Source organism: Micromonospora sp. NPDC049523 (assembly GCF_040676775.1).
GTDB lineage: Bacteria > Actinomycetota > Actinomycetes > Mycobacteriales > Micromonosporaceae > Micromonospora_G.
Genome location: NZ_JBFAPP010000010.1, coordinates 275887 through 289271 on the forward strand (window position 1 = coordinate 275887; position 13385 = coordinate 289271).

General features: G+C 69.0%; 8 protein-coding genes. All 8 read right to left on the bottom strand.

The features are described 5' to 3' along the window. Nucleotides 1-8: 8 nt before the first annotated feature. The 8 genes from AB0J90_RS18460 to AB0J90_RS18495 all read right to left on the bottom strand — a co-directional run bounded on the left by AB0J90_RS18460 (nt 9) and on the right by AB0J90_RS18495 (nt 13340). Nucleotides 9-806 carry a hypothetical protein gene (locus AB0J90_RS18460; RefSeq protein WP_363597289.1) on the bottom strand — a complete coding sequence of 266 codons (798 nt, stop codon included), beginning with the start codon at nt 804-806 and terminating at the stop codon, nt 9-11. Beyond that, the gene (locus tag AB0J90_RS18465) at nt 803-2302 is read right to left on the bottom strand and encodes a hypothetical protein (protein ID WP_363597291.1); all 1500 of its coding nucleotides are present in this window, start codon (nt 2300-2302) and stop codon (nt 803-805) included. The genes AB0J90_RS18460 and AB0J90_RS18465 overlap by 4 nt, the downstream gene beginning before the upstream one ends. A gap of 745 nt (nt 2303-3047) precedes the next feature. Next, entirely contained in the window at nt 3048-3371 is a 324-nt protein-coding gene (locus AB0J90_RS18470; protein WP_363597293.1) for a hypothetical protein, read from the bottom strand. Nucleotides 3372-3665: 294 nt separating this feature from the next. Continuing rightward, a complete protein-coding gene (locus AB0J90_RS18475; RefSeq protein ID WP_363597353.1) occupies nt 3666-3947 on the bottom strand; it encodes a hypothetical protein in 282 nt (93 codons plus the stop codon). 3054 nt (nt 3948-7001) lie between these two features. Next, nucleotides 7002-8147 (bottom strand): hypothetical protein, encoded by a 1146-nt coding sequence (locus AB0J90_RS18480; protein WP_363597295.1) that lies wholly within the window; start codon nt 8145-8147, stop codon nt 7002-7004. A gap of 2 nt (nt 8148-8149) precedes the next feature. Beyond that, nucleotides 8150-9109 carry a thiopeptide-type bacteriocin biosynthesis protein gene (locus AB0J90_RS18485; protein WP_363597297.1) on the bottom strand — a complete coding sequence of 320 codons (960 nt, stop codon included), beginning with the start codon at nt 9107-9109 and terminating at the stop codon, nt 8150-8152. Beyond that, nucleotides 9091-10251 carry a lanthionine synthetase C family protein gene (locus tag AB0J90_RS18490; RefSeq protein WP_363597299.1) on the bottom strand — a complete coding sequence of 387 codons (1161 nt, stop codon included), beginning with the start codon at nt 10249-10251 and terminating at the stop codon, nt 9091-9093. Before AB0J90_RS18490 ends, AB0J90_RS18485 begins: the two co-directional genes overlap by 19 nt. Next, nucleotides 10248-13340 carry a lantibiotic dehydratase gene (locus tag AB0J90_RS18495; protein WP_363597301.1) on the bottom strand — a complete coding sequence of 1031 codons (3093 nt, stop codon included), beginning with the start codon at nt 13338-13340 and terminating at the stop codon, nt 10248-10250. Before AB0J90_RS18495 ends, AB0J90_RS18490 begins: the two co-directional genes overlap by 4 nt. Between the last annotated feature and the right edge of the window lie 45 nt (nt 13341-13385).

The following is a 13385-nucleotide window of genomic DNA, read 5'->3' on the forward strand; positions in this document are numbered from 1 at the left end:
TTTTCTCCCTACATCTGCGCCAGCGACTCGGCCGTCCAGCCGACCGTGACGGTCCCGGTGCCATCGCTGATCTCGGTGATCCCGAGCCGGAGCAGCTCCTCGAACATCACCACGCCGGCCTCGCGGACCTGGGTGCGGTAGCGCGGTGTGGTGCGGAAGGTGCCGCGGCGTTCATCGCCCGTGCGCACGAGAAGTCCTTGATCGGCCAGGAAGGTCAGCGCCTTGCTCACGATTCCCGTCGTGCTGCTGGCCAGTTTGCGGCCGTCGCCGGTGCTACCGGTTCGTGCCCGCCGGGTGTAGACACGCCAGGCTGCCTCCAGCCCCGGCTGATCGGTCGCGACGTCCGCGGTGTCGGTTTCGACGGCCGCCTCGGCGAGACGGCCGGCCGCTTCACGAACGAACGCTTCGACGCCGTCGACGGTGATCCGACCTAAATAGGTCTCGTTGGCCAGGTCGGCCGGCCGGGGAAAGGCCAATGTCGCCGCGCCTAGATGGGCCAGGGCGTGCAGGACCCGCTCGGACGCTTTGCCCTCGCCTCCGGTGCGGCGGGCGTAGTCGGTCATCTTCACCGCGAAGACGCTGTCCTCGGTGGAGCCGACCACAATGCCGCTGCGGTCGCTGATCTCCAGGACGACCAGGTCGAGTCCCGTAGCGACCGCCTGGACCGCCGCCGCGAAGTCGTCATCGGTGCGGGCGCGCAGGACGAGGTCGCGGTACGTGTCATCGCGAGCCGGTACGAGCTTGGGTCGGAACCCGTAGCCAATCAGCCGGGCCGCATCTGCCGTGAGCTGCGCTGCGGTTGTCACGCGGCGTCCTCCTCCGGTATCGACGTCGAAATACGAGAAACGGGGCGGTCGGCGGCGTACACGCGCTCGATGGCGGCACGCGCCACGAGGAGGTCGGCTCCGCCGTACTCCGGATCGTGCAGTGGCGTGCCATCGTCAACGGCGATAAAGACGCTGGATGCTTGATGACGCATCGCCGGGTTGATTTCCTGCGCGGCGAGCGCAATGACCCGGACCACGACGAGCGCGGCGAGTTCGGGGTGCCGGGTGCGGGCCTCTTCCAGTAGGCCGGACAGCCTCCGCGGCGCCTCCACATCCAGATCGAGCAGGTCGTCGAGCAGCTCGTAGCACTCGGCCGGGAAGGCGGATTCCTCCACGACCTCGTCGAGGTCGGGGTCCTCGATCTCGCCGCCGAGCAGCTCCCGCTCGGTCGGCGCGGTCACCAGCGCGGTGAACAGGTCGACCAGGCGCAGCGCCGACGGAACCCGCACGCCGACGCCACGCACGAAATACGCGGCGAGGACCTCGTCGGCATGTGCGACCGGCAGCGCGAGGACCGGCAGGAGTAACTGGGCGTGCAGATCCAAGGCTGCCCCGGCGCTCCCCGGGGCGAACGTCTGCCGGTCCTGCTGCGCCCGGAACCGCCGACCCGCGCCCTGCAACGCTGCCTGCAACTGTTCATGCCGGCGCAGGCAGTCACGGACGACCTCGACCAGTTGGGCGGCCTGCAGCTTGCGGGCCGCGGTATCGGCGGTGTCACGCGCCTCGGTGATGTTGACGAGAATCGCGTTCTCCGCCTTGTAGCGGGCCTCGATGTGCTCGATCGCCTCGGCGATGAACTGCGGGATCTCATGCAGCCAGTCGACGGTGCGCACATCGCGCTCGGTCGCTTCCAGACGCCGGCGCAGCTTCTCCCCGTACTGAATGGTTCGGTAGCGGGCGGCCTGGGCGGCAGCCTGAGCGTCGGACAGCCGGCCGCGCCTGATCAGCGTCTCCAAGCGCAGGTCTGCGGCGATCTGGGCCGACTCGATGTCGATTTCGAGCGCACCGACGAGCACGTTGACTGCCTCGTTCGTGGCCCGCAGGAAGATCCCGCCGTCCGGCCCAGAGACCTCTTCCAGCAGCTTGAAGTCGAACGCGTAGCGGCTGTAGCTGCCATCGCCGGCGGTCATGCCGTACAACGCGCGGAAGCCCCGGTCGGTCGAGCCGACGTTGAGCAGGTTCTCCAGCACCCACCGGGCAACCCGTCGGTGTTCGGCTTCGTCATGGTCGGGCGCCTGACGAGCGACAAAGCAGGAAAGATCAGTTTCAATACGCTCGGGCGGAGCCCCCGCGTCGAAGTCCATCGCCAGGGTGACCAGATCGATAGCGTTCAGCGCTAGCTCGCTCATCTGGTAGACGGAGAAGTCCCCGGTCTGGACCTGCGTCTTGCGGTTGTCAAGATCGTGTAACGGTGCAGTGCAGGCCAGCGCCTTGACGCGCTGAGCAAACCCGACATCACTCACTGTTTCCACCACGGTGGGGACAGTAGCGCGGGAATGTGACAGAGAATACGGCCGCAGGTTCATACTAAACTTGCGAACGGGGGACGCCGGCGCGGCCGTTCTTGCCGCACGCTTCGGGCCCAGCCTCGGCACCGCGACCAGCCAGCCTTACTCCCGCCGCGCTCGTCGCCGGCGCAAGCATTCCCAACTCGGTCCGCGCGGGGGCGCCGCTTCGCGGGCACGGTAGTGCCGCTTGCCCTGGCTCACCATCTCGGCGAAGCAAGCAATGACCAGCCAGCAAGGGCCGCCCATGCCGGTCAATCCTGAATTTACACAGTCAGCGCGGGGGCGAAGCGCCAAAATCATCTGGTTTCAGCCCAGCGGGTAGATCGGACGCATGTGGACCGATGTGGCACAACCCGAACCGCATTCACTCTGCAACCACCACCCGGCAACCTATCGGGCTCGTAGATTCGGTGCAGGTCTGTGGCGTCGACGCGCACAGCCGATGGACCCGGCGACGGCTGTCGATGTACGACCGGTACAAGCTCCGCCCCGAAGTACAGGAAGCGGTACGTGGCCTGTGGCTGACCAACCTGGTCCAGAAGGTCATCCGGCAGATCGAGTCTGCCGGCGGGGCTGGCTCCGGCAGTAACCAGCAGGTCGCGGACATGGTGGCCCACCGGAACCTGGGATCAGACTCTCGCCGCTCGCCCGGGGCGGAACGTCGTGGTCGAGGTGATGGATTTCGGAGCCCAGAGTCGTGGTGTCCATAGCATCAGGTTCTGATTGCCACTCCAGCCAGGATCGCAGCGGCGATCAGGATCGGCGACGCGTAGCCAACAAAGATCAGCGCTTTGTCTCTGGCCGTGCGCGGTTTCAAGTACTCGTCAGGCCCAAGCACGTTAGGCCAGCCATCGCGATACTCGACTCGGTGCCCATCGGGAACCTGGAGGTGCACCGTCGGACGGTTCATACTGGAGACAATGGCGTGAATGCCGTAAACGGGAAGCCACCAGCCACCCGTGACGATCGAGAGAAGTATGTGGGCTGCGTGCCACGAACGACCGAGGCCGCCAGCCTTAAGAGTGAGTGTTCGCACCGTCGGCACCGTACCGGTCACAACTCGAGTCGTTTCTGCTTCGTCGGGTTACCGACTGGAGAATGCCCTGTCCTACCGACGAGACCATGGACACGCGATCCGACCATCACGAGCTAAGTAGGCCTGTCCGTTCGGTACCGGTCCCGCCGCTGCGCGCACTCAACCGTTCGCGTGACTCCCCTACATCCGCAGCGACCGACGCAGAGATCAATCAAATGTGGACTGATGGACCTCACCGGGCCGGCAGTCTGCATCTTCCGGAAGATCGAATCTCACGTGCACGACCCCGCACGGCTACGCCGCCGCGACCGCGGCGAGCCTTCCATTCACCGCCCCATCTGACCAACATCGACGACGATCCCCCACTACGCCGTCTTCGCCGCGATGCGCCTGACCGACGTGGCTCTCGATAATCCCGGAGCTCCAAACCTGCGTCAGGCCGGCGACGACGGCGTCGCGGTCTCTGTCCAGTCCGGCGGCGAAGCCGTGTAGTTCGGGGAAGCCGACGGCCCGAAGGCCCGGATGGAGAACCAGCTCAACCCCGCCCGCCGCAAGCTTGCCGTCGGCCGCCGGCACTACGGGTAGCACAGCCCGTCGAACGACAGACGCTGGCAGAGCTCTTCCTAAGCTCAGTTACGGTACGTCACTGACAGAAGCGGCGACGATTTGCGGTCGCGGCGTGTGGCGAGTTGTTGGCGTCGAGGTGGATCGCTGCGTTGGCCGGCACTGTGAGAGTTGTGTGAGCGTCAGAGCTTTGGGCCGATGGCACCATCACGCCATCTGTCACAGGTTTCGTCGTGTCAGCGAGCGGTGACAGAGGATCCGCGACTGCCACCGGTGCCTGGCGAGCTGGCACAGGTGGGCAGATGGCGACCTGCGCACCACCGCCGTGAGCGGGCCGGGTTGTCACAAAATTTGCTCTGGGGGCGCTGTGAGTGTTGGCGTCGTGTCACAGGTTGCGAGAGTGAGCCGTGTCAGAGCTGCCGCGAGCGCTTGTCACAGGGCAGGTCAACCTACCTTTACCAGAGCCTCTGTCATCAATCACAGTCGATGACATCTTTCGTGCACGCATCTCTGACAGGGGCCGGGAGTGAGCGGTGATCGGTTGTGAGCAACTCCGTCAGAGGTTCCGTGAGCCCGTTGTGGCGGAATCCGCTCGCTAAGTCCGTCTGACCGACGCTCGATGTCAAGGCCTGTCGAGGGCCAGGAGACCTTGCCGCACTGACACGCACTCACAGGCTGGCGGTGCCGCACGGTCTGCAATCCGCTCGTGTCCGACCGCTCGTTTGTCGGTGAGACATGGGCTGGCGTGCACTGTGAGTGCTGACCGAACGGTGTGAGCGGTTTGTGAGTGCGGCAAGTGTTCGCCAGGGATCACAAGACCCGGTTTGGGGGTGCGGGACTTTTCGGAGCTTTTACGCTCGCTGGTCCTGCCCGCCTCCGGGCGACGTGAGGCGTGTGTCAACGCCGTCCGGATCGTGACCATCGTGGTCCGCTTGGGCTCGAGGGCCACACCCTCCGAACTCGGCGAACATGACCTGACCCACCTGGACGCCTACACCGCCGCCGCCCGCCTCGTCGTGGACGGTAGACAGACGGTGGCTTCCACGATGCGTACCCGGGGACCGAAGCCCGTGGTCGGCGAGGCGACGGCCATCCGGCAGGCCGCGGACCGGGCTGTCCCCCGCAGGCCCTCAGTGGGATCGACGACCTCGTCGACACACTCAGCCGCAAGCCCGACGACGCTCGACGGACCCGGCCGAGAACCACCGGCCCCTAACCAGATTGGTCTTCTGTCAACGGTGGCGTCCACTGGGCCGTCAACCGGGCCGCGATCCGGCTCGCCCCAGGTCACCATTTCCGCTGCCGGAACACCGGCGACCTGGGCTGTCAGTGCCGCACGTGCCCCTGACAGCGCCACCTCAGCAATCACTGCCCGTCCAGACACCCTCCCGATAGGGAGGGACCCATTCCTCCCTGAGGAGCATCCGTGTATACCCGTGTCCCCTCACGTTCCGCCAAGCCCGACCCGCTCGCCGTGTTCAGTCGTATCGTTCTCCACGACCGTTCCTGCTGTCGCTGCTCGCCGAGCACTACCTGCTGTCCACCACCCCCAGATCGCCGCCGCCGCGTTCTTCGAGACCCGCGTCGCCGACTGCCGTCCGCGTCTGTCAGGAAACAAGGTCATCTGTGAGTGCGGCGAGACCTTGCGGTACGCACGCCGACACCAGCCGTCACCCCGCCGGGGTGACTCACAGTGCAGGTCAAAGCCCTATGCGAGGATCATGAGGCGACCCTCGTCTGACAGACCAGGGGGCTATCGTTCGTGGAACTACAACACCTCGCGCAGATCCACCCGGTAGGTCCCACCCTCGGACCCGCTCGCCGCATCCCGGCAAGTGACGCCCACCCGCCGCACGCCGGCCGGTCGGCCCACGCGCCCGCGACGACCTCCGACGGTCGCACCCACCAACCCCACCTCATCCGGCAGCACCGACGCCCCACACACCCTGCACGTCCGCTCCGAGACGGCCACCGGCACAAACTCGCGATTATCCGGGTACGTCGAGCCCAACCGCACGACAGAGGCGACCACCGGCACGCGCGGCCAGCTTGCCCCACCCACCCTGAGGTAGGGACCGCCCAGAATGGAGATCTCCTCGACGCGGCAGGCGCCACCGGTCCCGTCACCGATTCGAGCAGCCGCCACCGAACAGGTACACCGCCACCAGAACCCGGCTCCGCCACGGGAAAGCCAAGATTTCCACATCCCTGCATAGCGCAGGTGTCGCGACAAACGCCTGCCGCCCCAGGGCAGGGGCATCCGCTCACCGCTACCGGCCAGCAAGACGGCCGGCCTTTCCCTCTTTCAGCACCCGTTTGAGCAACGGCGCGGCGCCACCCACAAAGCCCGGCTACCGGCTACCGGTCAAACCGGCACCGCCTCCGAGACCTCCGCGAAAGCACCGCCCATTACGCGACGACTTGACCTTGATCGAGAGATGAGCGTCGATCGTAGTGGTCATCGTCCGAACCATGCCAGCAGGCAAGACGCAGCTGACATGTTCGGCCGGTGACCCCTGCCCGCAGCCCAGTGAGAGGTCACCACGATGCCCGACCGCAGCCGAACCCGTCCCTCCGACCTGGCACGCGTACCCGCCGATGTCACCGACCCGCTGCTGTGGCGACTCGCGGTCGACGTTCTCACGGCGCACCAGCCTGGGCCCGACAACCGCTGCGTGAACCTGCAATGCACCGACCAGGCGGGCCTCTGCTCCGCGGCCAGGCAAGCCCAACGCGCTATGCGGGCCGCACGAAACAAGACCACACCCAGTGCAACGCCCCAACCTCAGATGGCAGTCGCCGGGGTGCGAGCGCCGTCCGCGGAGCACCGGAGGCCCGAATGGTCCGTCGGGTGGTTCACCGCCAGTGTCGCCGCCACCTCCGGCAGGGCGATCCGCGCGGTTTGGTCGGGCAGCACGACGCCCATACGAAACCGGATCTCGGGCAGCTTGCCCCGCCGCGTCCCAGGAGCAACGCTCGCCGCTGGTGCTGCTTGAGCGCCCGCGCAGCCTGGGTTCTCGTACCTACTGGAGGCGCGTCTCGGGCGGTCCAAAGGAGGTGACCGCTTTATGGGGAGCGCCGTTCACCGGACGTCGGGTCCGTGCGGAGTGCGGAGTCGAGCACGCCGACCGCGTCGTCGGCGGCTGCGGTCAGCCGTCGCAGGGTCAGTTCGGGTAGCGTTCCGGCGCCCAAGCCCGACTCTGCTACAAGCTGGGTGAGTCGCTCGTACTGGCGTTGTGAGATGCCGTCGACGGGCTCTCGGAATACGAGTACGTCGCGTGCGGTGTACCCGTCGGCGGAGGCGATCGCTTCGTCGGCGGTCTGCCGGATTAGCTCTGTCGCCAGGTCGGGTCGCGTGCCGCTGGCGAGGGTGGCGATGGTGAGACCGAGGCGTGCGCGGTACGAGGCGTAGCCGGCCGCCGGTGTTCGTGCGGTGAAGCGGGCGGCGGCCTTGGTGAGGTGGTGCGCCATGACCGGGTCGTCGGGCTGCGTGCACATCACGAGCAGGCAGGTGCCGATCTCCTGTTCCCAGGGCTGGGTCGGGGCGCTCTGGGCGAGCAGTGCCCGTCCTCGGGTCAGCTCGCCTTGGGTGCAGTAGGCGATGATGGCGGCTTGGCGGCCCTCCATGAGGTGGACGCCGATGCCATGGTAGGCACGGGCGTGGTCTGCGGCTTCGGTCCAACGGTCGGCCAGTGCGAATGCGCGTACGCCTTCGCCGATGAGTTGTAGCCAGACCCATTCGCGAAGCTGGCGGCGTTCCTGCTGCTCGCCGGTCAGGTTGGCGAGGGGTAGGGAGTGGTCGTCCACGGTGAGGTCGCAGCGGTTGGTGATCGCTTGGTGCATTGCTTTGAGTAGCTGTAGTGCGTGGAGTGTCTGGTTGGCGCGGATGTGCAGGCGGGTGAGGTTCAGGACGGGTTCGAGCAGGTATCGGGTTTCGAGGATGGTCAACGGCCGGTCCGCGCGGCGGTACGCGTCGATGTGTTGCCAGCACAGTCGGCGGGCGAGGTGTGGCAGTCCGCAGTCGCTGGCGATCAGGGCGGCCTTGTTGAGGGCGTGTGCGGCGTCGGCCATCCCGTGCTCGGCCTTGTGAGCAGCGACCTGGACGGCGTCGGTGACCTCTCGGACGCGGGTTGGCAGGGCTGGGCAGGTGGGTCGGGGGCGGCCGAGGAGCGGGAAGCGTCGGACGGCGGCGGCGAGGGCGTCGTGGGGCATGGTCAGCTCCGGGGCAGGATGGCGGTCTTCGCCGCGTGCGCGAGGAGGCCTTGGGTATTCGCGGACAGGCCGAGGCGGTTCCAGTGGAAGATCACGAACTGGGCGAGAACGGCTCGTAGGCCACGGTCGAGTCGTCCGGCGGTGGCGGCTTCGCCGAGTTGCCGCCCGGCCCGGATGAATCCGTGCAGCCAGGGGGCGGCGTTGGCGGCGGGTCCGTCTGGGGCGAACAGCGGGTTGTCGGCTTGGACCGGGATGGTCAGCAGCGGCCGCGTCCGCTCCGCCAGGTTGTCGATTCGCGGCGTGTCCGCCGGAGCTGGTGCGGGGCGGATCTGGGTCACACGGTCGAAGACGTCGCCGGCTTCGAACCAGTCAAGGCCGGCGTGCTGTTGCAGTGCCCTGATCAGCAGCAGTGATAGTTCGCGGCGGCCGAGCTGGTGCGTGTGCTGGTGGGCGTAGGCGAGTACACCCCGGCTGTCGACACAATGCAGGTCGTGGATGAGGTCCATTCCGGCGGAGCCGCCGAAGGCTGCGGACTCGGGCTCGTAGATGGCGGGCCGCCACTGGTCGATCGCCCCGGCCGCGACGAGTTCGTCGAGTAGCGCCGTGACCGCGTCCGGCTGGTTGGTGCGTACGCGCAGCCGCCAGCACGGGTGCTTCCGCAGGAACCACCAGGCCGCTTGCCCGTTGTCGAGCTGGTCGAGGCGGGGCGCGACGCGTACGGCAAAGGTCTTTTCCGCTTCTTCCCAGTTCGGCAGCGTGAGCCGTACGGCGTACCAGGATTGTTCTTGCCGGCGTTGGAGCGCCGCGAGGCCGGCGGCGTGGTAGGTCTCCGCCGCGTCGGCGAGGTCGGCCGGGTCGATGTCGGCCTCGGTCGCGACCTGCGTCAACGGGTTCCCGGCGAGGAGCGCCTGCACGTGGGTGGCGAGCCGTTCGGCGGAAAGGGTCAGGTGATCAGGAGGCATGCGTCCCACCTCGTGCGCGGCGGTGTCCCGGTGCGGATGGTTTCCCTCGTCAGCGCGACCCCGGCGTGGCCGGTCAGGAATCCGTCGCCGGCTGCCCGCCCGCTTCCGAGAATGAGCTCGGCCAGGGCTGGGAGCCGCTGGGCGATGGTGGGGGTGCTGGCGTCGGCGGCTGCCCGGTACGCGGTCTGGTAGAGGCCGGCGAGCCCGTGGCAGAGGCCCGGGTCGGTGATCCGATCCAGTTGGGGGCTGGTGAGGCACGCGGCCAGCGTCTGCTCGGCGGTCGCCTGGCGGGTTCGGTCGCCGGTGGCGGTGGCGGCGAGTTGTTGGGCGCGGGCGATTCCGGGGGCGCCGTAGCACCAGGAGGGTCGGCCGGGACCGTGGATGCGGCCGGTACGGAGCTGGTCTCGGCTTATCCATTGCGGCCACCACGGTCCGTCCGGTGACTCCTGTCGCCACTGGTCGAACCAGGCGCACAGCCGTTCGATGGCCTCCGCCTGGCCGTCGATCTTTCGACCGGCGAGGGTGGCGTGGGCGAGTAGGGCGAGCAGTCCGGCCGCGCCGTGTGCCATGCCGGCGTTGGCGTGCCCGCCAGGGGTGGGCAGGATCGGGTCGGGGTCGTGGTCGACCCACCACCCGGGGACGGGCAGCCCGTCGTGCCGGCGGGGTTCGGTCAGCCGGACGACGTGGCGCAGCACGTCGCCGAGTTCGTCGCTGTCTGGCGCTTGGTGCAGCAGGAGGGCGCCGATGCCGACGAGGCCGTGGAAGAGGTCGTACTCGGCGAAAGTGGCGGACCGGCCCTGGCGTACGCGGTCCCCTGCCGCGTTGAGGCGTTGCCGGGTGAGTCGCCGTATGTGCTGGTCCAGTGTCTGTCGCGCCGTCTGGTAGCGGGGACGGCCGTCGGCTGTGGTGGTGTGGAGCATGAAGGCGATGGCGGGAGCCCCGTAGTAGAGGCCGGTGTGGCTCCCGGCGTCGACTGGTCCGACGGTTGCCTGCCTGACGGACTGCTGGGCGTCTGTCCAGTCGTCGGTGCCGTTGAGTGCGCGTTCGATCGCCACCAGCGCGGCGCCGACGGCGCCGGTCGCCAGTGACTGCGGTCCGGCCTCGGCCAGGGTGAGGGCCGCCGGGGTGTGGGTGGCGGTCATCGGGCGTCCGTTCGGGCGAGGCAGCGCATCGCTGCTGCTCGGGCGAGGTGGCCGGTCTTGCGTTCGAACTCCGGGTCGACGCCGACCGCGCGTACGTGGTGCTCGTGCAGCAGGGTTCGGAGCACGCTCGCCGGGTCCCGCTGTGGTGTGAGGGCCGTGTGATAGGCGTGCAGGGCGGTGTGCCGAGCCTGCCAGGATGCGGCGACGGCGTCGCCGCCCGGCAGCGTACGAAGGTTTCGGAACCCGCCGGTGGGGTCGGCGAGGGCACGCGCCAGGTCGCTCAGCATGCGGTCCGCTGGCTCGGTCTGCTGGTGGAGGCAGGCGAGCAGTGCCCGGTATCCGGTCGGCGGGTCGGTGGCGAATCCGGCGGCGAGGTGGGCCATCGAGGCGGCGGCGAGCGACTGGGTGGGGATCTTGGCCTGGTCGGCCAGGCGGAGCTGGTTGATCGCCGCGGTGGTGTCGGCGGCGAAGACCTGCTCGGCCACCGCCATGACCGGTCCGTGCCCGTAGCGGGCGGGGTGCTGGTGGTACGGGGCGAAGGTGAGTTCGGCCGGCAGTCCCTGCTCGTGGAGGCGTGCGGTGAACTCGGCGAGCCGTGCGGCGACTGGCCCGTACGCGGCGGGGCTGGCGAGTTGGAGGAAGAGCGACAGGTGCTGGTCGGCGTCGAGCCGGATGGTGTCGCGGTGGCGTCGTACCCACCACCGGTCGACGCCGAGGTCGGTGAGGCTGTCGCACAGTGCCGGGATGTGGCTGGCCAGCAGGTGGTCGAAGCGTGCGGGGTTGCCGACTAGCCGCGCGTGGACGACGGCGGAGTTGCCTGGGCGCAGCGTCGGGCCGGGCGGGGCGGTCACCGGCAGCGGCCGTGGTGGCGGCGCGTGCAGAGTCATCGGAATGAGTAGTTCGGCGGGTCGGCCGAACCAGCCGTGCCCGTCGGCGGGGCCGTCTTCGCGCAGTTCGAGCCGGCCCGCGCGAGTCAGGCGGGTCCGCAGCAGGGCACGGTCGAGGGGTTGGTCGAGGTCGAGAGGCAGGCGCAATTCGCCGTGGCAGACGATGACGCGGGCCGGGACACGCCACCGCTGCCGCCATCCGTGCATCGCCTGTTCCCACGGGTCGTCGCGGCCCGACGCGCCTGCGGTCGACGTGCTGGGCAGGTCGTCGGTGCTCAGCAGCCAGCGGGCAGGGGCCAGGACTGTGCGCCGGTAGCGGACGCGGGGTGTGTAGGGCAGGGTACGGGCGGCGGCGCCGAGGTCGAGTGGGCCGAACACGGCGCTGCGGGCGTCGGCGACCTCGGCGATGAATCTGGCGAGTGGCGGTGTCTGCACGGTGGTGTCGAGAGCGTGTGGAATGTGCGGGATGACGCGTCGACCTGTGGAGAGCTGCACCAGGTAGAGCTGGTCGGGGTCGGCGGTGACGCCGAGGTCCTTGATGCCGAGTACCTGCCCGTCTGGGTGCTCGGACAGGTACACCACCTCGGCGGTGAGCCGGCCGACCCGTACGACGTTCTCGTTGTGCACTCGGCGCGGCGGGTACGACAGTTGCACCGCCACCGCGTCGTCCGCGGCGGTGTAGGTGCCCGCGAGCCGCTGCCGATCCGGGGCGTCGAGCAGGTAGGCGAACCGGCCGGCCATGCTGGTGTGGGCACGCGGGGCGCCGATGATTCGCAGGTCGAAGTCGCCGCGGTCGAGCGCGTTGGTGGAGGCGGCGTGCAGGGCTACCGCCAGCTCGATCCGGGTTGGCGGTACGGCGGTCGACTGGTCGCCGACGGTCAGCGCCTCGATGTCCGCCTCGGACAGGTCGATCTCTTCGGCTCCGTCGAGCGCCGCCCGCTGGACGAGGGCGAGCAGGTGGGCGTCGCGTTCGGTGATGGTGCGCCACGCCGGCCGGGCCCGGGGCGCGCCGAGGTAGCCGGTTGGGTATCCCAGTCCGGAGTCGGCGACGAGGTCGCGGACCGGGACCAGCGCGCCGGGACCGTAGCGGGTGCGGAAACGGGTGTGGTAGTCCAGCCAGGCCGCCGAGCCGAACGGCTGTGTGCTCAGCCGTGTCAGCACCCGGGCGGCGCGGGCCGCCTCGTCCAGCACCCGTTGGGGAATGCGGACCTCGGCGTCGAGGCGCACGTCGACGGCGAGTGGGTGCCCGCTGCCAGGAGCGACAGCCGTCATCGCGTCGACCAGCGCGGGTCGGACGGCTGCTTGTTCCTTTTGGCTGGTCAGCGCGTTGTGGCGGGCGAGTTCGGTGTGGATCTCGCGGAGCTCGCCGGCGAGCGCCACCGCCTCGGGCTCTGTCCCGCCTGCGGCGAGAGGCAGTGTCTCGATGACGTGGGCCAAGCCGTCCGCCGCCGTCATCGGTGGCCGCAAGTTGGTGATCAGGACGTGGCCGTCGACCAGGCCGTGCAGCATCGTGTCGATCCTGGCGCGGTCGATCTGTGGCAGTTCGGCGGCGAGCCGAGCGGCCAGTTCGTCGAATCGAACGGGCTGTACGGCGTACGCGAGCGCCAGTCGCACCGCTCGGGTGTGCCGGGTGGAGGTTTCCCGTACCGGTCCGGGTGTGGGCTCCCCGGGCTGCGGCCGGGCGGCGACGATGAAGCGGCCGTCGCGAACGAACCCGCCGCTGTTGGCGACCACCATCAGTGCGCGGCGCAGGCCGTGATGCTGTTCCAGGCGGTCGACGACCTGGGCGAGCCAGTCGGCGTCGGCACGGGCGACGGCCAGGTGCTCGTCGCCGATCCGTACGACGGCCGGTCCGACGGTCGCGGTGGTCACTCCGGCGAACAGCCCGAAGGGGGTGGCGCGCCGCTGCCAGCGCAGCCGGTAGGAGGCGGTCGCCAGGACGGCGCGGCGGACGGCCACCGCCGCGGGTTCGGCGTCGGCGCGAAGTAGCTGGTGTACGCGGGCGGCGAGGCTCGGACTCGCCATCGTCACGGCTTCGGACAGCTCTGCGCGGGACCACTGCTCGGCCAGCCAGGCGAGCCCCTGTCGCCCGGTCGCGGCCGGGCCGGGCAGGTTCGGCGGTGTGGAGCCGTCGTGGGGGTAGGTGCTGGCGCGGACCAGCACGGGGCCGACCGGCTGGTACCGCCGGTGGACGGTCGGCATGCCGCACCTCCATCGGAGAGGGATGGTGAAGGGGGCCGCCGGAGC

Coding starts and splice junctions, on each gene's coding strand:
- AB0J90_RS18485 (WP_363597297.1), bottom strand. CDS start 9,109: ATGCCTCCTGATCACCTGACCCTTTCCGCCGAACGGCTCGCCACCCAC.
- AB0J90_RS18495 (WP_363597301.1), bottom strand. CDS start 13,340: ATGCCGACCGTCCACCGGCGGTACCAGCCGGTCGGCCCCGTGCTGGTC.
- AB0J90_RS18490 (WP_363597299.1), bottom strand. CDS start 10,251: ATGACCGCCACCCACACCCCGGCGGCCCTCACCCTGGCCGAGGCCGGA.
- AB0J90_RS18480 (WP_363597295.1), bottom strand. CDS start 8,147: ATGCCCCACGACGCCCTCGCCGCCGCCGTCCGACGCTTCCCGCTCCTC.